Annotated in this window: 22 protein-coding genes; 2 read left to right on the top strand and 20 right to left on the bottom strand. The window is 71.0% G+C overall.

Features of this window, described 5'->3' with window-relative positions; all coding sequences use genetic code 11:
* Positions 1 to 10: 10 nt before the first annotated feature.
* From rpsD to JK359_RS25975, 5 genes are all read right to left on the bottom strand, one after another.
* Complete coding sequence (gene rpsD / locus JK359_RS25995) at positions 11 to 625, bottom strand: 30S ribosomal protein S4 (protein WP_201840357.1); 615 nt, start codon at positions 623 to 625, stop codon at positions 11 to 13.
* Positions 626 to 929: 304 nt separating this feature from the next.
* Complete coding sequence (locus JK359_RS25990) at positions 930 to 2,285, bottom strand: replication-associated recombination protein A (RefSeq protein ID WP_201840346.1); 1,356 nt, start codon at positions 2,283 to 2,285, stop codon at positions 930 to 932.
* A gap of 92 nt (positions 2,286 to 2,377) precedes the next feature.
* Positions 2,378 to 3,034, bottom strand: a complete 657-nt coding sequence (locus tag JK359_RS25985; RefSeq protein WP_201840344.1) for a vitamin K epoxide reductase family protein — start codon at positions 3,032 to 3,034, stop codon at positions 2,378 to 2,380.
* 420 nt (positions 3,035 to 3,454) lie between these two features.
* Positions 3,455 to 4,717: a histidine--tRNA ligase gene (hisS, locus tag JK359_RS25980; protein WP_201840342.1), complete on the bottom strand. Its 1,263-nt coding sequence runs from the start codon at positions 4,715 to 4,717 to the stop codon at positions 3,455 to 3,457.
* An 11-nt stretch (positions 4,718 to 4,728) separates the two neighbouring features.
* A complete protein-coding gene (locus JK359_RS25975) occupies positions 4,729 to 5,436 on the bottom strand; it encodes an MBL fold metallo-hydrolase (protein WP_201840339.1) in 708 nt (235 codons plus the stop codon).
* Positions 5,437 to 5,606: 170 nt separating this feature from the next.
* Between JK359_RS25975 and JK359_RS25970 the strand changes: the two genes are divergently transcribed.
* Together JK359_RS25970 and JK359_RS25965 are read left to right on the top strand one after the other, a co-directional pair.
* On the top strand, positions 5,607 to 6,428 hold the full coding sequence (locus JK359_RS25970; RefSeq protein ID WP_201840337.1) for a peptidylprolyl isomerase: 822 nt from the start codon (positions 5,607 to 5,609) through the stop codon (positions 6,426 to 6,428).
* Between the two features lie 154 nt (positions 6,429 to 6,582).
* Positions 6,583 to 7,812 carry a DUF349 domain-containing protein gene (locus tag JK359_RS25965; RefSeq protein ID WP_201840334.1) on the top strand — a complete coding sequence of 410 codons (1,230 nt, stop codon included), beginning with the start codon at positions 6,583 to 6,585 and terminating at the stop codon, positions 7,810 to 7,812.
* A gap of 62 nt (positions 7,813 to 7,874) precedes the next feature.
* Here JK359_RS25965 and JK359_RS25960 read toward each other — a convergent pair whose 3' ends face one another.
* The 15 genes from JK359_RS25960 to pgsA form a co-directional block, all read right to left on the bottom strand.
* Positions 7,875 to 10,412 carry a RelA/SpoT family protein gene (locus JK359_RS25960; RefSeq protein WP_201840331.1) on the bottom strand — a complete coding sequence of 846 codons (2,538 nt, stop codon included), beginning with the start codon at positions 10,410 to 10,412 and terminating at the stop codon, positions 7,875 to 7,877.
* A 410-nt stretch (positions 10,413 to 10,822) separates the two neighbouring features.
* On the bottom strand, positions 10,823 to 11,371 hold the full coding sequence (locus JK359_RS25955; RefSeq protein WP_201840328.1) for an adenine phosphoribosyltransferase: 549 nt from the start codon (positions 11,369 to 11,371) through the stop codon (positions 10,823 to 10,825).
* Positions 11,368 to 12,477 carry a protein translocase subunit SecF gene (gene secF, locus JK359_RS25950; RefSeq protein ID WP_201840325.1) on the bottom strand — a complete coding sequence of 370 codons (1,110 nt, stop codon included), beginning with the start codon at positions 12,475 to 12,477 and terminating at the stop codon, positions 11,368 to 11,370. The genes JK359_RS25955 and secF overlap by 4 nt, the downstream gene beginning before the upstream one ends.
* Positions 12,478 to 12,480: 3 nt before the next feature.
* Positions 12,481 to 14,262, bottom strand: a complete 1,782-nt coding sequence (gene secD / locus JK359_RS25945; RefSeq protein WP_201840322.1) for a protein translocase subunit SecD — start codon at positions 14,260 to 14,262, stop codon at positions 12,481 to 12,483.
* A 144-nt stretch (positions 14,263 to 14,406) separates the two neighbouring features.
* The gene (gene yajC, locus JK359_RS25940; RefSeq protein WP_201840319.1) at positions 14,407 to 14,934 is read right to left on the bottom strand and encodes a preprotein translocase subunit YajC; all 528 of its coding nucleotides are present in this window, start codon (positions 14,932 to 14,934) and stop codon (positions 14,407 to 14,409) included.
* Positions 14,935 to 15,291: 357 nt separating this feature from the next.
* Positions 15,292 to 16,377, bottom strand: a complete 1,086-nt coding sequence (ruvB, locus tag JK359_RS25935; RefSeq protein WP_201840316.1) for a Holliday junction branch migration DNA helicase RuvB — start codon at positions 16,375 to 16,377, stop codon at positions 15,292 to 15,294.
* 103 nt (positions 16,378 to 16,480) lie between these two features.
* Positions 16,481 to 17,086, bottom strand: a complete 606-nt coding sequence (gene ruvA, locus JK359_RS25930; protein WP_201840313.1) for a Holliday junction branch migration protein RuvA — start codon at positions 17,084 to 17,086, stop codon at positions 16,481 to 16,483.
* A complete protein-coding gene (gene ruvC, locus JK359_RS25925; protein ID WP_201840310.1) occupies positions 17,083 to 17,622 on the bottom strand; it encodes a crossover junction endodeoxyribonuclease RuvC in 540 nt (179 codons plus the stop codon). The genes ruvA and ruvC overlap by 4 nt, the downstream gene beginning before the upstream one ends.
* A 110-nt stretch (positions 17,623 to 17,732) precedes the next feature.
* Entirely contained in the window at positions 17,733 to 18,485 is a 753-nt protein-coding gene (locus tag JK359_RS25920) for a YebC/PmpR family DNA-binding transcriptional regulator (RefSeq protein ID WP_201840307.1), read from the bottom strand.
* 48 nt (positions 18,486 to 18,533) lie between these two features.
* Positions 18,534 to 19,139 (bottom strand): pyridoxal 5'-phosphate synthase glutaminase subunit PdxT, encoded by a 606-nt coding sequence (pdxT, locus tag JK359_RS25915; RefSeq protein WP_201840305.1) that lies wholly within the window; start codon positions 19,137 to 19,139, stop codon positions 18,534 to 18,536.
* Between the two features lie 21 nt (positions 19,140 to 19,160).
* Positions 19,161 to 20,066 carry a pyridoxal 5'-phosphate synthase lyase subunit PdxS gene (gene pdxS / locus JK359_RS25910; RefSeq protein ID WP_201840303.1) on the bottom strand — a complete coding sequence of 302 codons (906 nt, stop codon included), beginning with the start codon at positions 20,064 to 20,066 and terminating at the stop codon, positions 19,161 to 19,163.
* 160 nt (positions 20,067 to 20,226) lie between these two features.
* Complete coding sequence (locus JK359_RS25905; protein ID WP_201840301.1) at positions 20,227 to 20,769, bottom strand: LemA family protein; 543 nt, start codon at positions 20,767 to 20,769, stop codon at positions 20,227 to 20,229.
* A gap of 217 nt (positions 20,770 to 20,986) precedes the next feature.
* Complete coding sequence (locus tag JK359_RS25900) at positions 20,987 to 22,150, bottom strand: glycosyltransferase family 4 protein (RefSeq protein ID WP_201840299.1); 1,164 nt, start codon at positions 22,148 to 22,150, stop codon at positions 20,987 to 20,989.
* The gene (locus JK359_RS25895; RefSeq protein ID WP_201840297.1) at positions 22,147 to 23,055 is read right to left on the bottom strand and encodes a phosphatidylinositol mannoside acyltransferase; all 909 of its coding nucleotides are present in this window, start codon (positions 23,053 to 23,055) and stop codon (positions 22,147 to 22,149) included. Before JK359_RS25895 ends, JK359_RS25900 begins: the two co-directional genes overlap by 4 nt.
* Positions 23,052 to 23,783, bottom strand: a complete 732-nt coding sequence (gene pgsA / locus JK359_RS25890; protein ID WP_201840452.1) for a phosphatidylinositol phosphate synthase — start codon at positions 23,781 to 23,783, stop codon at positions 23,052 to 23,054. The genes JK359_RS25895 and pgsA overlap by 4 nt, the downstream gene beginning before the upstream one ends.
* Positions 23,784 to 23,910 lie beyond the last annotated feature (127 nt).

Raw genomic sequence — 23,910 nt, 5'->3', positions numbered from 1 at the left:
CGGGCTGGGATCAGCGGGCGTAGTACTCGACGACGAGCTGCTCGTCGCAGATCACCGGGATCTCCTTGCGGTTCGGCTCGCGGTCCAGGCGGAACGCCAGGGCCTTGAGGTTCACCTGCAGGTAGCGCGGGGTCTCACCGTCGGGGGCGAAGCCACCCTCGCGAGCGATCGCGAAGAGGGTCTTCTCCTTGGAGCGGTCGCGGACCTGCACGACGTCGTCCGGACGGACGCGGAAGGACGGCTTGTCGACCTTCTGGCCGTTGACCTGGATGTGGCCGTGGACGACCATCTGGCGGGCCTGGTAGATCGTGCGGGCGATGCCCGAACGCAGGACCAGCGCGTCGAGGCGGCGCTCGAGCTCGATGATCAGGGCCTCACCGGTCTTGCCCTGGACCTTGGAGGCACGCTCGTAGGCGCGGACGAGCTGGCGCTCGGACACGTCGTACTGCGCGCGCAGACGCTGCTTCTCGAGCAGACGGACCTTGTAGTCCGAGTTCTGCTTGCGGCCACGGCCGTGCTCACCCGGCGGGTAGGGGCGGGCCTCGAAGTACTTGACGGCCTTCGGGGTCAGCGCGATGCCGAGGGCACGCGACTTCTTGACCTTGGGGCGGGACTGGTTCGCCACTGTCTTTCGTCTCTTTCGTAGTGTTCGGCTCGTCAGGAGTTAGGGAGGTCGCATCCGCAGCCGGGAAAACCCGCGGGTCCGCAAGGGACCTGCCGGGCAGCCGCTTCCCTGGTCTGGGCACATACGTGCAGCACGCGAGTGGCCCACCGACCGGTCCCGGAGTTCCGGGTGGTGGTGGGCTGCCCGCGACACCGTTCGACGGTGCGCGACGCTCCTGGAGCCGGTCCGCACGGGACCGGGCTCCGGCTGACGCTCCCGCTCTGACAGCACGGGACTCAGCACTTCGGAGCAGTCTACAGGGCGTTCAGGACCGCTTGCGACCGAGGTGCTGACGGGTCCACTCGACGGCGTCCGCGTACCGGGCCTCCCCGCCGTGCCGGCCCGGGGCGTAGTACTCGCGGTCCTTGAGGGCGTCCGGGGCGTACTGCTGCCGGGCGATGCCCTCGGGCAGGTCGTGCGGGTAGACGTAGCCCTGGGCGTGGCCGAGCTTGGCCGCGCCCTTGTAGTGCCCGTCGCGCAGGTGGGGCGGGACCGGACCGGCCAGGCCCTTGCGCACGTCCTCCAGGGCGGCGCCGATCGCGGTGGTCGCGGAGTTGGACTTGGGGGCGAGGGCCAGGGCGATCGTGACGTGGCTGAGGGTGAGCGCGGCCTCGGGGAAGCCGATCATGGCGACGGCCTGGGCGGCGGCGACCGCGAGGGGCAGGGCGCCCGGATCGGCCAGACCGATGTCCTCGCTGGCGGAGATCATCAGGCGGCGGGCGATGAACCGGGGGTCCTCGCCGGCCTCGATCATGCGGGCCAGGTAGTGCAGGGCCGCGTCGACGTCGGATCCGCGGATGGACTTGATCAGGGCGCTGGCGACGTCGTAGTGCTGGTCGCCGTCGCGGTCGTACTTCACCGCCGCACGGTCGACGGTCTGCTCCAGCGTCTGGAGGCTGATCTCGGTCTCGCCCTGGTCCAGGGTGGCCCCCGCTGCGGCCTCCAGGGCGGTCAGGGCGCGGCGGGCGTCGCCGCCGGCGATCCGCAGGAGGTGGTCCTCGGTGTCCGTGGGGAGGGCGACGGTGTCCTTCAGGCCGCGCTCGTCGGCGAGCGCCCGCCGGAGCAGTCCGCGGACGTCGTCGTCGGTGAGCGGCTCCAGGGTGAGCAGCAGGGAGCGGGAGAGCAGCGGGGAGATCACCGAGAAGTACGGGTTCTCCGTGGTGGCCGCGATCAGGGTGACCCAGCGGTTCTCGACCGCCGGGAGCAGGGAGTCCTGCTGGGCCTTGCTGAAGCGGTGGATCTCGTCCAGGAAGAGGACGGTCTCCTTGCCGAAGCCGCCGGAGGCGCGGCGGGCGCCGTCGATGACCGCGCGGACCTCCTTGACGCCCGCGGTGATCGCGGACAACTCCACGAACCGCTTGTCGGTCGCCTTGGAGACGACGTAGGCGAGGGTCGTCTTGCCGGTGCCGGGCGGGCCCCAGAGGATCACCGAGGACGGTCCGGCGGGTCCGCCGTTGCCCTCGCCGACCAGCCGGCGCAGGGGTGAGCCGGGCTTGAGGAGGTGCTGCTGGCCCACGACCTCGTCGAGTGTGCGCGGGCGCATGCGCACTGCCAGGGGACTGGCCGCCGGGTCCTTCTCCTGGCGTTCTTCTGCTGCGGCGGTGAAGAGGTCGGGTTCCACGCTGAAACCCTAGAACACCGCACCGACAATCCCCTCGGGGCCGTCGGCGGAACACCGCGGCGACCATCCCCTCGGGACCGGCGTCGGGACCGTCAGCTGGTCCAGAAGTCCCACCAGCGGGTCAGCACCAGCATGCCGATGACGCCGGTGTGCAGGACCGGCAGCACCCAGGTGAACTCGCCGAAGAAGAACTTCAGCCAGCCCGGGGAGGGCAGGAAGCCGTTGCGGACGTTGAACGAGGTGACGTACCAGAACATGATGATCGTCGCGACCCACGCCAGCGAGCACCACAGGCACAGCGCGTTGATCCGGTACAGGGACTGGTACTGCAGCCAGGTGCAGAAGGCGACACCGAACAGGGTGCCGAAGTTGAAGGTCAGCCAGTACCAGCGCGGGAACCGGGCGCGGGCCAGCAGGCTCATGCCGACGCAGACGACGATGCCGTAGCAGACCAGGCCGAGCATCGGGTTCGGGAAACCGAAGGCGGCGGCCTGCTTGCTCTCCATCACGCTGCCGCAGGAGACCACCGGGTTCAGGCTGCACCCCGGGGTGAAGGTCTTCCCGGCGACCTTGGCCTCGAGCAGCTTGAACTTGTCGATCGTGATGACCCAGGCCGCGAGCAGTCCGGCCGCGCCGGTGATGATCAGCAGCAGCGCGAAGGCACGACTGCCGCCCTCGGCGCGCGGCGCTCCGGCGGCGCGCTCCGGCTCGGGGTCCGTGGAGACGTCTTTGACTGTCGTCTTGCTCATCACGCCGATTCCGTCACTTGAGAGGCGGACCATCTTCGGGCAGGGCCATTGTGCCGTACAGCCTTGTGTGTCCACCGTTCGATGGGCGTAAGGGAATACGGGCGGTGGGGACGGACCGTTCGGTTCCGGCCGCTGCCCGGGGCACGGCCCGACGGCACGGGCAGGAGCACGGCGGCGGAGATCTGCCAGGACAACCGGCCCCGGGGCGTGGGCGGGGTCTCGGAGCCGGGCACGGATCCGGCGACCGGCGGCCCCGCGTGGTGGTCCCGTGCGGGGGTCGTCCGGTGGGACGAACCGGCGCACGCGCGGTTGACGGTCCCGGGACGGCGTGCCGTCCCGCCCGGCGGCGCAGAGCCCCGCCGGCCGGGCAGCGCGAAGGGCGCCGGGTCGTCCCGGCGCCCTTCGGTGTGGCCTGGCTGCTCAGCCGAGCCGTGACTCCAGTTCCGCCACGATCTCGTGCACGCCGATCGCCGTCTGCTCTCCGGACTCCATGTCCTTGAGCTGGACGACGCCCTCGGCGAGATCGCGTTCGCCGGCGACGATCGTGTAGCGGGCGCCGGAGCGGTTGGCGTTCTTCATGGCGCCCTTCAGGCCCTTGCCCCCGTAGGAGAAGTCCGTCGCGATGCCGACCTTGCGCAGCTCGGTGACCTTCGCGAACAGCACCCGGCGGGCCTCCTCGCCGAGCGGCACCGCGAAGACGCTGGTGGACGACGGGATGTCCAGTTCCACGCCCTCCGCCTCCAGCGCGAGGACCGTGCGGTCGACGCCGAGCGCCCAGCCGACGGACGGCAGCGCGGGGCCGCCGATCATCTCGGACAGGCCGTCGTAGCGGCCGCCGCCGCCCACCGCGGACTGGGAGCCCAGGCCGTCGTGCACGAACTCGAAGGTGGTGCGGGTGTAGTAGTCCAGGCCGCGCACCAGCTTCGGGTCGTCCTCGAAGGAGACGCCGGCCGCGGTCAGCAGCTCGCGGACCTCCTCGTGGTACGCCTTGCACGCGTCGCACAGGTAGTCCCGCAGGAGGGGCGCGCCCGTCAGCTGCTTCTGGACCGACTCGCGCTTGTCGTCGAGGACCCGGAGCGGGTTGATGTCGACCCGGCGGCGGGTGTCCTCGTCCAGGTCAAGGACGCGCAGGAAGTCCTGCAGCGCGGCCCGGTACACCGGCCGGCACTCCTTGTCGCCCAGGCTGTTCAGCAGGATGCGGAAGTTGCTGAGGCCCAGCGAGCGGTACGCCTGGTCGGCCAGGATGATCAGCTCGGCGTCCAGCGCCGGGTCCTCGGCGCCGATCGCCTCCGCACCGACCTGGGAGAAGTGCCTGTACCGGCCCTTCTGGGGGCGCTCGTAGCGGTACTGGGAGCCCGAGTACCAGACCTTCACCGGCAGGTTGCCGGTCTTGTGGAGGTTGGCCTCCAGCACCGCCCGCAGGACGGGGGCCGTGGTCTCCGGGCGCAGGGCGAGCCGGTCGCCGCCCTTGGTCTCGAAGACGTACATCTCCTTGGTCACGATGTCGGTGGACTCGCCGACACCGCGTGCGAACAGCTCGACGTTCTCGAAGCCGGGCGTCTCGATGTAGCCGTAGCCCGAAGTGCGCAGCGGCGCGGCGATCGCCTCGCGGACGGCGAGGAACTTGGCGCTGTCCGGCGGGAGCAGGTCGTACGTGCCCTTGGGGGCCTTGAAAGTGCTCACGGAAATTCTCGTCACATTCCTCGTCGGGGAGCCTGGGACGCTCCCTGGCCGGCCGCCACCTGCCGCAGGTAGGGGTTGGTGGCGCGCTCCTGGCCGATGGTCGTCTGGGGGCCGTGACCGGACAGCACCACGGTGGAGTCGTCGAGCGGCAGGCACACGCGGGCCAGCGACTCGAGCATGTCCTCCATGGATCCGCCCGGCAGGTCGGTGCGTCCGATGGAGCCGGCGAACAGCAGATCCCCGGAGAAGAACACCGACGGGATGTCGGTGGTCTCGGGCATCCGGAAGGTCACCGACCCCCTGGTATGGCCCGGCGCATGCGCGACGGAGAACTCCAGGCCCGCCAGTTCGAGGGTGCTGCCGTCCGTCAGCTCCTTGACGTCGTCCGGCTCCCCCACGGTCAGCTCGCCCATCAACGGCATGCCGATGGAGCGGCCGAGCGCCTTCTCGGGGTCGCTCATCATGTACCGGTCCTCGGGGTGGATCCAGGCCGGCACGTCGTGCGCCCCGCAGACGGGGACGACCGAGGCCACGTGGTCGATGTGGCCGTGGCTGAGGACGACGGCGACGGGCTTGAGCCGATGCTTCTTCAGTGCTTCCTCGACGCCCTCGGCGGCCTGGTGGCCCGGGTCGATGATCACGCACTCCTCACCGGCGGCGGGGGCGACGAGATAACAGTTCGTCCCCCAGGCCCCGGCGGGGAACCCGGCAATGAGCACGATCGTCCTTCGTTGTGTCGGTTACAAGCGGCTTCAGCTGCACTCAGAGACTACCGGCGCTGCCGTTCACTCAGCGAACCCATATACGGTACGGGGCTACACGCTGCGATCGGCTCACACAGGACGCACGCGTACCGGTCGACACACGACACTCATGAGGAGAGAACCCGGTGGTCAGCCAGGAACAGCGGAAGCGTCAGCTCGCCCGGGAGAAGTTCTTGCGGCAGCAGCAGCGGCGCACCCAGGCGCGGCGCAAGGCCCGTCTGCGCAACTCCGTGATCGCGTCGGTCCTGGGCGTGGTCGTGATCGGCAGTGTCGCGCTGTACACGACCGGGGTCCTGAAGGACGACGGCAAGAAGGCGAACGCCGGCGCCGAGACCTCGCCCAGCCCCAGCAAGGCCCCCGATCCGTGCGCCAAGCCGGCGGCGGGCTCGGTGAAGAAGCTCAGCTGGAAGAAGGAGCCGGCGATGACGATCGACACGTCGGCGAAGTACACGATGAAGCTCGCCACGACGTGCGGTGACATCGGCATCGCCCTGAAGACGGCCGAGGCCCCGCACACGGTGAACTCGTTCGCCTTCCTCACGGACAAGGGCTACCTCGACCACACCAAGTGCCACCGGCTCACGCCCGAGAACATCTTCGTGCTGCAGTGCGGCGACCCGCAGGGCACCGGCATGGGCGGCCCCGGCTACACGCTCCCGGACGAGAACCTGAAGGACAAGAGCCTCAAGGGCAACACGTACCCGGCGGGCACCGTGGCGATGGCCAACACCGGACAGAAGCACACGGGCGGCAGCCAGTTCTTCCTCGTGTACAAGGACAGCCCGTTGCCGCCCCAGTACACCCCGTTCGGCACGATCGACGCGGCGGGCATGAAGGTGCTGAAGAAGATCGCCGACGCCGGCGCCCAGCCGGCCGACCCGACCTCGGGCAACACCGCTCCCAACGCGACCGTCGTGATCAACAAGGCGACCGTCACCAAGTCCTGACGGCGCCGGAATCCCGATAACGGCCAACTGCGGAATTTCGGTCGCGCTGGATGCGGACAGGCAACCCGCTGGTCGCCTATGTTGGCCGTGACGAAACTGTGGACGATGCCCGGGGGCGCTGAGGCCCCCGCAGGCATCATGTGGAGGAGGCGCTGTGAGCAGCGACCCGTGGGGCCGCGTCGACGAGACGGGGACCGTGTACGTGCGTACGGCCGACGGCGAGCAGGTCGTCGGTTCCTGGGCGGCCGGCTCCCCCGAGGAGGCGCTTGCCTACTTCGAGCGCAAGTACGAGGGCCTGGTTGTCGAGATCGGCCTCCTCGAGAAGCGAGTCAAGACCACCGACCTTTCGGCGAAGGACGCCCAGACCGCGATCGACCACCTGCGCGAGCAGGTGGACGCGCACCACGCGGTCGGTGACCTGGACGCGCTGCGGGGGCGGCTGGACAAGCTCGTGGAGACCGTCGAGGCGCGCCGCGAGGAGCGTAAGGCGCAGCGGGCGAAGCAGTCCGACGAGGCCCGCAAGGCCAAGGAGGACCTGGTCACCGAGGCGGAACAGCTGGCGCAGTCGGACCAGTGGCGGGCGGCGGGTGAGCGGCTGCGGGCCCTGGTGGACACCTGGAAGGGTCTGCCGCGTCTGGACCGCAAGTCCGACGACGAGTTGTGGCACCGCTTCTCGCACGCCCGGTCGGCGTTCTCCAAGCGCCGCAAGGCGCACTTCGCGCAGCTGGACGCGCAGCGCGAGGAGGCCCGCCGGACCAAGGAGCGGCTGGTCGCCGAGGCCGAGGGGCTGTCGGGTTCGACGGACTGGGGTCCGACGGCGGCTCGTTACCGCGAGCTGATGTCGGAGTGGAAGGCCGCGGGCCGTGCCCAGCGCGAGCACGAGGACGACCTGTGGAACCGCTTCCGCGGCGCCCAGGACGTGTTCTTCGCCGCCCGCAGCTCGGTCTTCGCCGAGCGGGACGCCGAGCAGTCCGAGAACCTCAAGCTCAAGGAGGAGCTGGCCGAGGAGGCCGAGAAGCTCCTGCCGATCGAGGACCTGAAGGCCGCGCGGGCCGCCTTCCGCTCGATCAACGAGCGCTGGGAGGCCATCGGTCACGTCCCGCGGGACGCCCGGCCGAAGGTCGAGGGCCGGATGCACACCGTCGAGCGGGCCCTGCAGGAGGCCGAGGAGGCCGAGTGGCGCCGGACGAACCCGGAGGCACGCGCGCGTGCCGAGGGGCTGACCGGTCAGCTGCAGGCCGCCGTGGACAAGCTGAAGGGTCAGATCGAGCAGGCGCGCGGCCAGGGCAACAGCGCCAAGGCCGACAAGCTGGAGCGTGAGCTGGAGGGCCGCGAGGCGCTCCTGGAGCAGGCCCTGAAGGGCCTGCAGGAGTTCGGCGGCTAATCCCCCCCTCGCTGCATGGGAAAGGGCCCCGTACGCGCGTACGGGGCCCTTCTCCGTGCCTGCTACGAGCGGCTGCGACCCGAGGTCACGCGGTACACGTCGTACACGCCCTCCACGCCACGGACCGCCTTCAGGACGTGACCGAGGTGCTTCGGGTCGCCCATCTCGAAGGTGAACCGGGAGGTGGCCACCCGGTCGCGGGAGGTCTGGACGGCCGCCGAGAGGATGTTGACGTGCTGGTCGGACAGGACGCGGGTGACGTCCGAGAGCAGGCGGGAGCGGTCCAGGGCCTCGACCTGGATGGCGACCAGGAACACCGAGGACTGGGTCGGCGCCCACTCGACGTCGAGGATGCGCTCCGGCTCGCGGGACAGTGACTCGACGTTGACGCAGTCGCTGCGGTGAACCGATACGCCGCTGCCACGGGTGACGAAACCGATGATCGGGTCGCCCGGCACCGGCGTACAGCAGCGGGCCAGCTTGACCCACACGTCGTCGACGCCCTTGACCACGACGCCGGGGTCGGCGCTGGAGCGCCGCTTGCGGCCGCGGCTGCGGGTCGGCGGGACCGCCTCGTCGATCTCCTCGGTGGCCGCCTCCTCGCCGCCGAGCGCCTGGACGAGCTTCTGCACGATGTTCTGTGCCGAGACGTGGCCCTCGCCGATCGCCGCGTACAGCGCGGAGATGTCCGAGTAGCGCATCTCGTGCGCGAGCGTGACCAGCGAGTCGCCGGTGAGGATGCGCTGGATCGGCAGGTTCTGCTTGCGCATCGCGCGGACGATGGCGTCCTTGCCCTGCTCGATCGCCTCGTCCCGGCGCTCCTTGGAGAACCAGCCCCGGATCTTGTTGCGCGCCCGCGGCGACTTGACGAAGCCGAGCCAGTCGCGGGACGGCCCGGCGCCGGGCGCCTTGGAGGTGAAGACCTCCACCAAGTCGCCGTTGTCGAGGGTGGACTCGAGCGGTACGAGCCTGCCGTTGACCCGGGCGCCTATGGTGCGGTGACCGACCTCGGTGTGCACCGCGTACGCGAAGTCCACCGGGGTCGCGCCGGCCGGGAGCGCGATGACGTCGCCCTTGGGCGTGAAGACGAAGACCTCGTTGCGGGACAGGTCGAAGCGCAGGGACTCCAGGAACTCGCCGGGGTCCTCGGTCTCCTTCTGCCAGTCCAGCAACTGCCGCAGCCACGCCATGTCGTTGATGGCGTCCTTGTCCTTGCCGGACGCCTTCGGCACGTCGGTACGGACCTTGGAGGCGCCGGCGACGGCCTCCTGCTTGTACTTCCAGTGCGCGGCGATGCCGTACTCGGCGCGGCGGTGCATGTCGAACGTGCGGATCTGCAGCTCGACCGGCTTGCCGTTGGGGCCGATGACCGTCGTGTGCAGCGACTGGTACATGTTGAACTTGGGCATCGCGATGTAGTCCTTGAACCGGCCGGGGACCGGGTTCCATCGCGCGTGCACCGTGCCGAGGGCGGCGTAGCAGTCGCGGACCGTGTCGACGAGGACGCGGATGCCCACCAGGTCGTAGATCTCGGCGAAGTCGCGGCCCCGCACGATCATCTTCTGGTAGACGCTGTAGTAGTGCTTCGGGCGGCCGGTGACGGTCGCCTTGATGCGGGCGGCACGCAGGTCGGCCTGGACCTCGTCGGTCACTATGGCCAGGTACTCGTCACGCTTCGGTGCCCGCTCGGCCACCAGCCGTACGATCTCGTCGTACATCTTGGGGTAGAGGATCGCGAACGCGAGGTCCTCCAGCTCCCACTTGATGGTGTTCATGCCCAGGCGGTGGGCGAGCGGCGCGTAGATCTCGAGGGTCTCGCGCGCCTTCTTCTCCTGCTTCTCACGCTTGAGATAGCGCATGGTGCGCATGTTGTGCAGGCGGTCGGCGAGCTTGATGACCAGGACGCGCGGGTCCTTGGCCATGGCGACGACCATCTTGCGCACGGTCTCGGCCTGCGCGGCCTCGCCGAACTTGACCTTGTCCAGCTTGGTGACGCCGTCCACGAGCAGGGCGACGGTGTCGCCGAAGTCCCGGCGCAGCTGGTCGAGGCCGTACTCGGTGTCCTCGACGGTGTCGTGCAGCAGCCCCGCCATCAGGGTGGCCGGGTCCATGCCCAGCTCGGCGAGGATGGTGGTCACGGCGAGCGGGTGCGTGATGTACGGGTCGCCGCTCTTGCGCTTCTGGCCGCGGTGCCAGCGCTCGGCGACCTGGTAGGCGCGCTCGATCTGGCGGAGCGTGGAGTTCTCGATCTTGGGGTCGTTGCTGCGGACTATGCGCAGCAGCGGTTCCAGGACCGGGTTGTACGGGTTCGCGCGCTGTACGCCGAGGCGGGCGAGACGGGCGCGGACGCGGTTGGGGGAACCGGTGCGGCCGGGCTGCACGGAGGGCGGGCGCACCACCGGGGGCTGCACGGGGCGCTCGGGCGGGGCCGGCTTGGGCCGCGAGGCCTCGGTGCTCTTCTCGACGGGCGCGGACTGGGCGTGCTCGACCGGCCCGCGGGTGTCGTTCTTCACCTGGGAAGCGTTCGGCGCGGGCTTCGCCGCGGCTGCCGAGGCAGGCTCGGGCTTCGCGGCGGTCAGGTGCTGGGCCTCGTCTGCCAAGAGGACTCCTCGTGCGCGATCCGGGTCCCCCGGTCAGGCTCCGGAGACCCCATGGTAGCGATCCTGCGCCTCGTCATCGCCTGCAGGCGGCTGTGAGGACCGTCTACCCGTGAAACGCACGGGGTTCCCGCAGGATTCCAGGAGGTGTCCGCGGGACGTCCCACGGGTGTCCCGGCACCCGCCCGGGGCCCCGGTACGGCGGGCACGACGCCCCGGTCCTGCCGTGCCCCGGCACCCGTCCCCCGGCCCCGTTCGGAGGCCAGTCCGGGGATGCCGGGGCCGCCGGGGCCGCCGAGCGGCGGGCACGGCGGCCCCGGCATCACCGCGGTGCGGCGGCGGCCACGCCGGTACGGCGAACGGCCGCGCCGGTCGGGTGCCGGGGCGGCCGTTCGTCGTGCGGGGCAGGGGTCTCAGACCGGGAGGAGGGCCTCCAGCGGGGCCCCGGCGAGCGCCGGTTCCAGACGGGCGCGGCCGCCCAGGAAACCCAGCTCCATGAGGACCGCGAGGCCACAGACCTCGGCGCCCGCGCGCTGGATGAGGTGGATCGCGGCCTCGGCGGTGCCGCCGGTGGCCAGGACGTCGTCCACGATCAGGACGCGGTCGCCCGCGGCCAGGTCCTCGGCGTGGACCTCGATCTCGGCCGAGCCGTACTCCAGCTCGTACGCCTGCCGCAGGGTGGCTCCGGGCAGCTTGCCCGCCTTGCGGACCGGGATGAAGCCCAGGCCCGCACGGACGGCGACCGGGGCGCCGAGGATGAAGCCCCGGGCCTCCAGTCCGACGACCTTGGTCGCGCCGGTACGGGCGGCGGTCTCGGCGAGGGCGTCGGTGAGCGCGGAGAAGGCCGCCGGGTCGGCCAGGAGCGGGGTGATGTCCTTGAACATCACCCCGGGCTCCGGGTAGTCGGCGACATCGCGGATGCGGCTGAGGAGGAGCTGCGAGACGCCTGTCAGCTCGGTCATCGGCGCTTCCCGGGGGTCCGGCCGCGGCCTCGGCCGCGGGACGCGGGCTGGTTGCGCGGGCCCACCACGGCGGGGGCGGCGTCGTCGGCGTCGTCACCGGCGGTGGCGTGGTCCTCCACGAGGCTCTCGCCGGCGCCGGCCTGGGCGCGCTTGGCCATGACCCGCTTGGTGAGGGCCTTCATCGCCGGCTCGCGCTCCTTGAGGTCCGCGACGAGCGGCGTGGCGATGAAGATCGACGAGTAGGCACCGGCCGCCAGACCGACGAACAGCGACAGCGAGATGTCGTTCAGCGTGCCCGCGCCGAGGAAGCCGCCGCCGATGAAGAGCAGACCGGCGACCGGCAGCAGGGCGACGACCGTGGTGTTGATGGAACGGACCAGCGTGCCGTTGATCGACCGGTTGGCGATCTCACCGTAGGTGAACCGGGTCTGCTTGGTGATGTCCTTCGTCTGCTCCTTGAGGCTGTCGAAGACGACGACCGTGTCGTAGAGCGAGTAACCGAGGATGGTCAGCAGACCGATGACCGTGCCGGGCGTGACCTCGAAGCCGACCAGGGCGTAGATGCCGGTCGTGATGGTGATGTCGTGGATCAGCGCGACCAGCGCCGCGATGGCCATGCGCCACTCGAAGGCGATCGCCAGGTAGATCACGACGAGGACCATGAAGATCGCCAGGCCCTCCCAGGCCTTGCTGGCGATCTGCTCGCCCCAGCTCGGGCCCACCAGGTCGGCCGCGAGCTTCTCGGGGTCGAGGTTCAGGTCCTTGGCCAGGTCCTGCTTGATCCTGTCGGACTCGCCGGTGTCGATGCCCGCGATCTGGATGCGCAGGCTGCCGTTGCCCAGCTTCTGCACGACCGACTGGTGACCGGAGGCGTCGTTGGCGTACTCCTCCGCCTTGGCCACCGAGGTGCTCATGTGGGTCGGCGTGGTGAAGACCGCGCCGCCCTGGAACTCGATGCCCATGTTCAGGCCGCGCACCGCCAGGCCGAGGACGGCCGTGATGGTGATCAGGATCGAGATGCCGTACCAGATCTTGCGCTTGCCGACGAAGTCGTAGCTGATCTCGCCGCGGTGCAGCCGGGCGCCGAGGTTGCCGAGTTTCGACATCGCTCACGCCTCCTTCGGGTCGACGGGGCCGGCGGCGGGACCGGCGGGACGGCGGGTACGGCGCAGCGGCGGCTTGGCACCCAGGCTCTTCGGGTCGAGGCCGGACCACTTGTGACCGTTCGCGAAGAACTTGCGGCGCGCGAGGACCGTCATCAGCGGCTTGGTGAAGAAGAAGACGACGACCACGTCGAGTACGGTGGTCAGGCCGAGCGTGAACGCGAAGCCCTGCACCTTGCCGACGGTGACGATGAACAGCACGGCGGCGGCGAGGAACGACACGAAGTCGGAGACCAGGATGGTGCGCCGGGCGCGCGGCCAGGCCCGCTCCACGGCGGGGCGCAGCGAGCGGCCCTCGCGGATCTCGTCCCGGATGCGTTCGAAGTACACGATGAACGAGTCCGCGGTGATACCGATGGCGACGATGGCACCGCAGACGGCCGGCAGGTTCAGCGCGAAGTTGATGGCCGGGCCGAGCAGGGCCATGATCACGTAGGTGAGGATCGCGGAGACGAGCAGCGAGGCCATGGCCACGATCGACAGGCCGCGGTAGTAGACCACCAGGTAGATCACGACCAGCGCCAGGCCGATGGCGCCGGCGAGCAGACCGGCGTGCAGCTGCTCACCGCCGAGCGCGGCGGTGACGGTGGTGACGGACTGCTCCTTGAAGGAGAGCGGCAGAGCACCGTACGACAGCATGTTGGCGAGGTTCTGGGCCTCCTCCTGCTTGAAGCTGCCGGAGATCTCCGCCTGGCCGCCGGTGATGGCGCCCTGGACGAACGGGCTGGAGACGACGTCGCCGTCGAGGACGATGGCGAACTCGTTCTGCGGGGTCTGGTTCTTGGCCAGCTCACCGGTGACGTCGGCGAACTTCTTGGAACCGGTGCCGGTGAAGTTCATCTGCACCTGCCAGCCGGCGGCGCCCTGGGTGTCGAAGACGGCCTGGGCCTTCTTCACCTCGGTGCCGTCCACGGCGACCGGGCCGAGCAGGTACTTGTACCAGGCGCCGTCGTTCTGGCCGCAGGCCACGGTGGGCTCGCCGGGCTTGGCGTTCTTGCCGGCGTTGGCGCGGTCGGCGGGCTTGGTGCAGTTCAGGGCGGCGTACTGGGCCTGCAGCTTGGAGTCGCCGCCCGATCCGCCGGGGGTGGCCGAGGGCGAGGCCGACGGCTTGCCGCTGCCGGAGGCGGAGCCGCTCGGCGAGGGAGTGGCGTCGGCCTTCAGCGCGTCGCTCACGGAGCGGCCCTGGGAGGTCGCCGTGGCGGTCGGGGACCCGCTGCCGGAGGCCTTCTGCGGGGTCGAGGCGCTCGAGGACGGGCTGGTGCCCGGCGTCGGCGCGGAGCTGCCGCCGGTGGAGGCGCTCGGCGAGGGGCTCTTCCCTGCCGGGACGCTGGGCTCCTTGGCCAGGACCGGCCGGAAGTACAGCTTGGCGGTGGTGCCGACCTGCTCCTGGGCCTCCTTGGAGTTGGTGCCCTTGGGGATGTTGACGATGATGTTCTTCGTCCCCTGGGTCTGCACCTCCGCCTCGGAGACACCCAGACCGTTGACACGGCGGTTCATGATGTCGACCGCGGTGTCCATGTTGGCCTTGTTGATCGCGGACCCCTGGTCGGCCTTCGCCTCGAGCGTGATGCTCGTGCCACCGGCGAGGTCGATGCCGAGACGCGGAGTCTTGTGCCCGGAGAGGAACATCCCCCCGGTGAGCGCCACGATGGCGATCAGGATGAGGGCCAGCGAGCGCCCTGGCTTGCTCTGGGCGCTCGCGCTACGGCCCCTCTTAGGTGCTGCCACCTTCTCGTACTCCCTCTCGGGCCGCCCCGCGCCCGGTCGGCGCGGTCGGCCATGACATGGTGTCGGGCTCCCGTGCGAAACAGACGCGCCCGGGGTGCGCGGGGCGGGGCTTGTGGCGCCGCCGCCGCGCGTCCCGGGGCGTGACTACTTCGTGTCGGAGTCGCCGTCGGTCTTCTTGGACTCGTCCTCCGCCTTGGCCTCGGCCGCGTCGGCCTTGTCCTCGGCGGCCTGGATCGCGTCCGCGCCACGCTCGGCGGCGTCCTTCTTACCGAGGTCGATCTTCTCGTCGGAGGCGGCGGCAGCGGCGGCAGGCCCGTCGGTCTCGTCGGTCTCGGTGAGGGAGGAGGCGTCGTCCGGGACGACGGCGGCGTCGGACTTCAGGTCGTGCTCGATGCCGTGGACGATGCGGTTGTACTCGTCGTCGGTGAGGACGGCGCCGATGGCGTTCTTGGCGAAGAGCAGCTCGACTCCCGGTCCGGCGTCGAGGAGGACGGTGTCCTCGTTGACCTCCTTGACCGTGGCGTACATGCCCCCGATCGTCCGGACGCCGGAACCGGGCTGCATGTGGTTCCGCATGTCGGCGGCCTGCTGCTGCTTCTTCTTGGCCGAGCGCGTCATCAGGAACATGGCCGCGATGAGCACGATGAACGGGAGAAGGGTCAAGGTATTCACGGGACGGGATTTCCTTCGCGCGACCGCGGCGGAGAGCGGCCTATGTGATGGGGGTGTGGTCGGCGCCGCCCGGGAGGGCGGCATCGGCGGAGTCTAAGCGAGTCCGCATGCATGGAACAACGCTCAGCATGGCACCTGAGTTCCTGGTCCGGCCAATGCCCTCGCCGTCACGAAGGCATCACGTCGTCACAGGACGGGGCTCGGCCCGCCGCCCCGTCGCCCCAGGGTGGCGCCGCCTTCCCGCTGCGGTTGCCCCCGCCGCCCAGCAGGTCCCGCGCCGCGGGCCGGCGCCGGCCGTCACGGCCGGCGCCGTCGGCTGCGGGCGGATCCCGTCGTCACTGCGGGCGGATCCTGTCGTCACGTCCCGAACAGGCCCTGCTGTCCGTTTCCCGCGGGTCCGCCGGGGGCCGCGTGGGGCGGGGTGAGGCCGAGGTGTGCCCATGCGGCGGGGGTGCCCACCCGGCCGCGCGGGGTGCGGGCGAGCAGGCCCTCCCGGACCAGGAAGGGCTCGGCGACCTCTTCCACCGTCTCGCGCTCCTCCCCCACCGCGACCGCGAGGGTGGACAGACCGACCGGGCCGCCGCCGAACAGCTTCAGCAGGGCCTCCAGGACGGCGCGGTCGAGCCGGTCGAGGCCGCGCGCGTCGACCTCGTACACGGCGAGGGCCGCCGCGGCGATCTCGCGCGTGATCAGTCCGTCGGCCTTGACCTGCGCATAGTCGCGGACGCGGCGCAGCAGGCGGTTGGCGATGCGGGGCGTTCCGCGGGAGCGGCCGGCGATCTCGGCAGCGCCGTCCGGCTCGATCCCGACGTCCAGCAGGTTCGCCGAGCGGTGCACGACGCGCTCCAGTTCGTGCGGTTCGTAGAACTCCATGTGCGCGGTGAAGCCGAAGCGGTCGCGCAGCGGGGGCGGCAGCAGGCCCGCGCGGGTGGTGGCGCCGACCAGGGTGAACGGCGGCAGTTCCAGCGGGATGGCGGTGGCGCCGGGGCCCTTGCCCACGATGACGTCGACGCGGAAGTCCTCCATGGCCATGTAGAGCATCTCCTCGGCGGGCCGGGACATGCGGTGGATCTCGTCCAGGAAGAGGACCTCGCCCTCCTGGAGGGAGGAGAGGATCGCCGCGAGGTCGCCGGCGTGCTGGATGGCGGGGCCGGAGGTGATCCGGATGGGGGCGCCCATCTCGGCCGCGATGATCATCGACAGGGTGGTCTTGCCGAGGCCGGGCGCGCCGGACAGCAGGACGTGGTCGGCGGTGGCGCCCCGCGCGCGTGCGGCGCGCAGGACCAGGTCGAGCTGCTCGCGGACCTTCTCCTGGCCGATGAACTCGCCGAGGTCCTTGGGGCGCAGGGCCGCCTCGACGGCCTGGTCCTCCCGGTCGGCCGCAGGGCCGACCAGCCGCTCCGCTGATGCGGCGGCGGTGTCGGTCGGGTCGTCCCAGTTCACTGCCATTCTCCTCGCGGTGGAACGCCGGCCGGGTCGTTCGGCCGGGGTCCGGGGTCTTCCCCGGGAGCGCACACCATGGGTGTGCCTGACGGACGGTCTCGGGTCAGCGGGCTCGGTTCAGGGTCTGCAGGGCGGCTCTGAGCAGCTGGCCCACCTGCGGCGTGCCACCGGCGGCCTCGGCCTGGGGCGTCACGGCGGTGACCGCCTCGTCGGCCTCCCGGGTGGCGTAGCCGAGACCGATGAGGGCCGCGTGCAGCTGGTCGCGCCAGCCCTGCGAGACCGGTGTGCCGACGGCGGGGGCGCCGACGGGGTCGCCGAGCCGGTCCTTCAGCTCCAGCAGCAGCTTCTGGGCACCCTTCTTGCCGATGCCGGGGACGGCCGTGAGGGCCTTCTCGTCGCCGGTGGCGACGGCGCGGCGCAGCGCGTCCGGGCTGTGCACGGCGAGCATGGCCTGGGCCAGGCGCGGGCCGACCCCGCTCGCGGTCTGCAGCAGCTCGAAGACCTGGCGGGCGTCGTCGTCCGCGAAGCCGTACAGGGTCAGCGAGTCCTCGCGGACGACGAGGGACGTGTGCAGCTTCGCGGGCTGACCGATGCGCAGCGTCGACAGCGTGTCCGGCGTGCACTGGACGGCCATGCCGACGCCGCCGACCTCGACGACCGCGGCGTCGGGGGCGAGTGCGGCGACCGTGCCGCTGACGAAGGCGATCATGCCGTACGGCCTTTCGTTGCGTGGGCGGTGTGCAGGGCGACGGCCTGCTGGAGCCGGTTCTGGGCGGGGGCGCGCCAGATGTGGCAGATGGCGAGGGCGAGGGCGTCGGCGGCGTCGGCGGGCCTGGGCGGGGCGCTGAGCCGGAGCAGTCGGGTGACCATGGCTCCGACCTGCGCCTTGTCGGCCCGTCCGCTGCCGGTGACGGCGGCCTTGACCTCGCTCGGGGTGTGCAGGGCGACCGGGATGCCGCGCCGGGCGGCGCACAGCATCGCTACGGCGCTGGCCTGGGCGGTGCCCATGACGGTGCGCACGTTGTGCTGGCTGAAGACGCGCTCGACGGCGACGAGTTCGGGCCGGTGCTCGTCCAGCCACCGCTCGATGCCCTGTTCGACGGCGAGCAGCCGGTGACCGAGGTCGGCGTCCGCGGGCGTCCGTACGACCCCGACGCCGAGCATGGTGAGCGGTCGGCCCGCGACCCCCTCCACGACACCGACGCCGCACCGGGTCAGCCCGGGGTCCACCCCCAGTACACGCACGCGCGCCCCCTCCCTTCGACAGCCGGTTCGTGCAGGCTATCGGGTGCCACTGACAAAGCGACGGGCCGACGGGTGTGTGTCCCGTCGGCCCGTTCGGTACGCCGCGTGCGTTACGCGTCCACCTTCTCCATGATCTCGTCGCTCACGTCGAAGTTCGCGAAGACGTTCTGCACGTCGTCGCTGTCCTCGAGCGCGTCGATCAGCTTGAAGATCTTCTTGGCGCCTTCCTCGTCCAGCTCGACCTGCATGGTCGGGACGAAGTTGGCCTCCGCGGAGTCGTAGTCGATGCCGGCCTCCTGGAGGGCGGTGCGGACCGCGACCAGGTCGGTGGCCTCGCTGAGCACCTCGAAGGACTCGCCGAGGTCGTTGACCTCCTCGGCACCGGCGTCCAGGACGGCGCCGAGCACGTCGTCCTCGGCCAGCTCGCCCTTGGGGACGATGACGACGCCCTTGCGGTTGAACAGGTACGACACGGAGCCGGGGTCGGCCATCGAGCCGCCGTTGCGGGTCATCGCGACACGGACGTCGGAGGCGGCGCGGTTGCGGTTGTCGGTGAGGCACTCGATGAGCACCGCGACACCGTTCGGGCCGTAGCCCTCGTACATGATCGTCTCGTAGTCGGCGCCGCCGGCCTCGAGACCGCCACCGCGCTTGATCGCGGAGTCGATGTTCTTGTTCGGGACCGACTGCTTCTTGGCCTTCTGGACGGCGTCGTACAGCGTCGGGTTGCCGTCGAGGTCGACACCGCCCATACGCGCAGCGACCTCGATGTTCTTGATCAGCTTCGCGAAGAGCTTGCCGCGCTTGGCGTCGATCACGGCCTTCTTGTGCTTCGTCGTGGCCCATTTAGAGTGGCCGGACATCTGCCTGTCTCCTTCGCGTAACCCGTCTATGAACGAACGCCAGAGATCCTACAAGGACTCCGCGGTCCCGTTGGCGCGCACCATGTCGACGAACAGGGCGTGCACACGGTGGTCGCCGGTCAGTTCGGGGTGGAACGACGTGGCGAGGGCGTTGCCCTGGCGGACGGCGACGATGTGACCGTCGTGCTCGGCGAGCACCTCGGCCGCGGCGCCCACGGACTCCACCCAGGGGGCGCGGATGAAGACGCCCTCCACAGGATCGCCCGGGATGCCCCGCACGTCGAGCGCGGCCTCGAACGACTCGTTCTGCCGGCCGAAGGCGTTGCGGCGCACGATCATGTCGATGCCGCCGACGGTCTCCTGGCCCGAACGCGGGTCGAGGATCTTGTCGGCGAGCATGATCATGCCCGCGCAGGTCCCGTAGACGGGCATGCCGGCCCGCACGCGCGCGCGGAGGGGCTCCATCACGCCGAACAGGACGGCCAGCTTGGAGATGGTGGTCGACTCGCCGCCGGGCAGGACGAGACCGTCGACCTCGGCGAGTTCCTCGGGGCGCCGCACCGGCCTGGCCACGGCGTCGGCCGCGGCCAGGGCGATGAGGTGCTCCCGTACGTCGCCCTGGAGGGCCAGGACGCCTATGACAGGAGTGTTCATGGGGTGATGTACCTGTGTGGGTTACCAGCCGCGGTTGGCGTAGCGCTCGGTCTCGGGGAGGGTGTCGCAGTTGATGCCGACCATGGCCTCGCCGAGGTTGCGGGACGCGTCCGCGATGATCTTCGGGTCGTCGTAGAAGGTGGTGGCCTTCACGATGGCGGCGGCGCGCTTGGCCGGGTCGCCGGACTTGAAGATGCCGGAGCCGACGAAGACGCCCTCGGCACCGAGCTGACGCATCAGGGCCGCGTCGGCCGGGGTGGCGACGCCACCGGCGGAGAACAGCACCACCGGGAGCTTGCCCAGCTCGGCGACCTCCTTGACCAGCTCGTACGGGGCGCGCAGCTCCTTGGCGGCGGCGTACAGCTCGTGGTTGTCGAAGCCGCGCAGCTTGGCGATCTCGTTCTTGATCTGGCGCAGGTGGCGGACGGCCTCCACGACGTTGCCGGTGCCGGCCTCGCCCTTGGACCGGATCATCGCGGCGCCCTCGGCGATGCGGCGCAGGGCCTCGCCCAGGTTGGTGGCACCACAGACGAACGGGGTGGTGAAGGACCACTTGTCGGAGTGGTTGACCTCGTCGGCCGGGGTGAGGACCTCGGACTCGTCGATGTAGTCGACGCCGAGGGACTGCAGCACCTGGGCCTCGACGAAGTGGCCGATGCGGGACTTGGCCATGACCGGGATCGAGACGGCGTCGATGATGCCCTCGATCATGTCGGGGTCGGACATGCGGGCGACGCCGCCGTCCTTGCGGATGTCGGCGGGGACCCGCTCCAGGGCCATGACCGCGACGGCGCCCGCGTCCTCGGCGATCTTCGCCTGCTCCGGCGTGACGACGTCCATGATCACGCCGCCCTTGAGCTGCTCGGCCATGCCGCGCTTCACGCGGGCGGTGCCGGTCTCGGGAGCCTGGTTCTCGATGGTGGACACGGGTGACCTCACTGAAGTGAAAGAGGGTTTCTGCTCCGAAGAGGAAACGTGAGTGGACCAGGCCACAGCAAGGGCCAATGGCAAGCCGGTGGATCCTTTTGGTCCACCTGGGGTTCGAACCCGGGGTGCGGGAGGGAGTCCGGAACGGGACGCGCCCGCTTCAGGAGGCCCTCTCCACCAGGGCCGCGGGCGGCTCGTCGTCCATCTCGAAGGCCAGCGGGAACGGGGCGTGTCCGGCCAGCCGGAACCAGCGGACCTTGCGGTGCTCGCGGAGCCTGCGGGCGGCGCCCACGGCGTCGTTGTGGAAGCGGCGGGCCATGGGCACCCGGCGTACGGCCTCGGCCAGCTCACGGGCAGCCTCCTCGCCGCCCGGCGCCTCCCGTACGGCCTCCACCTGTCCGGCGTCCTCGAAGACCGCCCGCAGTGCCTGGCTCAGCTCGCTCTCGGCGACCTCCCGGTGCTCCTCCTCGGACTGCCGGGCCGCGTGGGCCGCCTCGTACAGCACGATCGAGGCGGCCGGGTCCAGCACGCCCGACGTCGCGAGTTCCTGCGCCACGGAGGCCCGCCGCAGCAGCTGGGCGTCCAGTGCGGCACGGGCGGCGTCCATGCGCACGTGCAGCCGGTCCAGCCGGCCGGCCGTCCAGCTCAGGTACACGCCGACGGCGACGAGCGCGACGAGGATCCAGATCAGGGTTGCGGTCACGGCCGAAGGCTATCGGCTGGCGGAACACGCCCCCGCGGTCAGCCCCACACCGGCCCGCGCCCCGACGGCCTCACCGGCCCCGCACCGGCCCGCACGCCGACGGCCTCACCTGTCCCGCACCGGCCCGCACGCCGACGGCCTCACCTGTCCCGCACCGGCCCGCGCCCCGACGGCCTCACCGGCCCCGCGCCGGCCCGCACGCCGACGGCGGCCCCCGTCAGTCCCGGGCCAGTCCGAACCGCGCCCGCAGCCCGGTCGTCCGCTCGTCGGCGCCGACCGCCGCCGCGCCCGCCGTCACCGTCTCGTAGACGGACAGGATGTCCGCGCCGACCGTCGACCAGTCGAACCGCCGCACATGGGCGCTGCCGCGCTTGCGCAGCTCCTCCCGGCGCGCGGGATCCTCCAGCAGCCGTACGGCCGCGTCGGCCAGCGCGTCGGCGTCCTCGTTGGCGAAGACCTCGCCGGCCTCCCCCTGGTCGAGGACCTGCACGAAGGCGTCCAGGTCGGAGGCGAGCACGGGGGCGCCCGCGGACATCGCCTCGACCAGGATGATGCCGAAGCTCTCGCCGCCGGTGTTGGGCGCGACGTACAGGTCGACGCTGCGCAGGAACCGCGCCTTGTCCTCGTCGCTGACCATGCCGAGGAACTCCACGCGGGAGCGCAGCTCCTCGGGCAGGTCCTCGACGGCCGCCTCCTCGTCACCCCGGCCGGCGACCAGCAGCCGGGTCTGCGGGCGGGCGGCCAGGATCTTCGGCAGGGCCTTCATCAGCACCGGCAGACCCTTGCGGGGCTCGTCGATCCGGCCGATGAAGCCGACGGTGTCGCCCTGCCACCGCGGGTCGGGCTCCGCCCGGGCGAAGAAGTCCACGTCGACGCCGTTGGGGATGACCACCGCGTCCCCGCCCAGGTGCTCGACCAGGGTGCGGCGGGCGTACTCGCTGACCGCGATCCGCGCGCTGATCTTCTCCAGCGCGGCCTGCAGGATCGCGTAGGCGGCGATCATGGCTCGTGAGCGCGGGTTGGAGGTGTGGAAGGTCGCGACGATGGGGCCCTGGGCCGCCCAGCAGGTCAGCAGGCCGAGCGAGGGCGAGGTCGGCTCGTGGATGTGGACCACGTCGAAGGCGCCGTCGTGCAGCCAGCGCCGTACCCGCGCGGCCGACAGGAAGCCGAAGTTCAGCCGGGCCACCGAGCCGTTGTACGGCACCGGGACCGCGCGGCCCGCCGAGACGACGTACGGCGGCAGCGGGGTGTCGTCGTCGGCCGGGGCGAGGACGGACACCTCGTGGCCGAGCCGGATGAAGTACTCGGCGAGGTCGCGGATGTGGAACTGGACGCCGCCGGGCACGTCCCAGGAGTACGGGCAGACGATCCCGATTCTCACGCGGGTCCCTTCGCGGGGTCGAGGTCGGCGAGCCACAGCCGCTGGAGCATGTGCCAGTCCTCCGGATGTTCGGCGATCCCGGTGGCGAAGGCGTCGGCCAGCGCCTGTGTCATGACAGACGTCTTCTCGGCCTTCGTGCCTGACTCGGGCACCTCGACCGGCGGGTGCACCCGGCCCTTCATGACCGGCGAGTCGTCGTACCAGAGGGTGACGGGCAGCAGCAGCGCGCCCGTCTGCTGGGCGAGCAGGGCCGGTCCGGCCGGCATGCGGGCCGTCTCGCCGAAGAAGCCGACCTCGACGCCGGAGGCGGACAGGTCACGGTCGGCGACCAGGCAGACCAGGCCGCCGTCGCGCAGCCTGCGGGCCAGTGTGCCGAAGGCGGTGCCGCCGCTGTGCGGCAGGACCTCCATGCCGAGGCCCTCGCGGTAGGCGACGAACCGGTCGTAGAGCGTCTCGGGCTTCAGGCGTTCGGCGACCGTCGTGAACGGCGTCTCCAGCTCGGTGGTGACCCAGGCGCCGGCCAGGTCCCAGTTGGCCAGGTGGGGCAGGGCGAGGACCACGCCCCGGCCGGAGGCGAGTCCGTCGGTCAGGTAGTGGATGTCCTTGGGGTCGAAGCCCGTCTTCACGCGCTCGGCACTCCAGGCCGGCAGCCGGAAGGACTCCATCCAGTAGCGCAGGTACGACCGCATGCCCGCGCGGGACAGCTCGGCCAGCCGCTCCGGAGTGGCACCGGGCACCACGCGCGCGTAGTTGGACTCCAGGCGCCGGACGCCCTTGCCGCGCTGTTTCCAGGCGAGGTCGGCGATGGTGCGCCCGAGGCGGACCGCTGCGGGCTCCGGGAGCTTCTTGACGGTGCTCCAGCCGAGCCCGTACAGGGCGTCGGTCAATCGTTCCGCCGTGCTCACTTCGCCGTCTCCCTCCCCTGGGACGCGTCCTCGCGGGCGGCGGCCTCCTCGGCCTCGGCGGACTCGCGACGGACCGTGACGACCCGCTGGATCAGCGTGACGAGACTGCCGACGGCGACGATCCACAGGGCGACCGGCAGCAACCACTGGATGCCCGGCACACCGAACTTGTGCAGGCCCGCGAAACCGGCCGCGACCAGCGAGATCACCAGCCGATCGGCGCGCTCGACGAGCCCGTTGACGGCCACCGGCAGGCCGATCGACTCGCCGCGCGCCTTGGTGTACGACACGACCTGGCCGCTGGCCAGGCAGAAGATCGAGACGGCGCACAGCACGTTGTCGTCGCCGTTGCCCGCGTACCAGAGGGCGAACCCGCCGAAGATCGCACCGTCGGCGACCCGGTCCAGGGTGGAGTCCAGGAAGGCGCCCCAGCGGCTGGAGCGGCCCAGCTGGCGGGCCATGTTGCCGTCGACCAGGTCGGAGAAGACGAACAGGGTGATCACGACCGTGCCCCAGAAGAACTCGCCCCGGGGGTAGAAGACCAGCGCGCCCGCCACCACACCGGCCGTGCCGATGAGCGTCACCGTGTCGGGGCTGACGCCCCGGCGGATGAGAAACGCGGCGAACGGTGTGAGGACACGCGTGAAGAATGCACGCGCGTACTTGTTCAGCATGGCCTTCCCGACGGTCGGTGTCGCCGCGGCCCTGGTGGCCTCCGGCTGGCCCATCGTAGCCACGCGCACGCGTGCGTGACGGGCGGGCACCCGCAGCTCGTGGCGCGAACCGGTGGGTACGGCCGCGCGGGGAGCGGGTGTGGCGCGATAGGTGCGGGTCCGCACCCTTCGTGGTCCTTCG

The organism is Streptomyces actinomycinicus (genome assembly GCF_016741775.1).
In the GTDB taxonomy this organism is placed as follows: Bacteria; Actinomycetota; Actinomycetes; order Streptomycetales; family Streptomycetaceae; genus Streptomyces; species Streptomyces actinomycinicus.
This window is presented reverse-complemented; position numbering and strand designations above follow the sequence as displayed.

Coding starts and splice junctions, on each gene's coding strand:
- pgsA (WP_201840452.1), bottom strand. CDS start 23,783: ATGGGCCAGCCGGAGGCCACCAGGGCCGCGGCGACACCGACCGTCGGG.
- ruvA (WP_201840313.1), bottom strand. CDS start 17,086: ATGATCGCCTTCGTCAGCGGCACGGTCGCCGCACTCGCCCCCGACGCC.
- JK359_RS25985 (WP_201840344.1), bottom strand. CDS start 3,034: ATGAGCAAGACGACAGTCAAAGACGTCTCCACGGACCCCGAGCCGGAG.
- pdxT (WP_201840305.1), bottom strand. CDS start 19,139: ATGAACACTCCTGTCATAGGCGTCCTGGCCCTCCAGGGCGACGTACGG.
- JK359_RS25955 (WP_201840328.1), bottom strand. CDS start 11,371: ATGACCGAGCTGACAGGCGTCTCGCAGCTCCTCCTCAGCCGCATCCGC.
- secF (WP_201840325.1), bottom strand. CDS start 12,477: ATGTCGAAACTCGGCAACCTCGGCGCCCGGCTGCACCGCGGCGAGATC.
- JK359_RS25920 (WP_201840307.1), bottom strand. CDS start 18,485: ATGTCCGGCCACTCTAAATGGGCCACGACGAAGCACAAGAAGGCCGTG.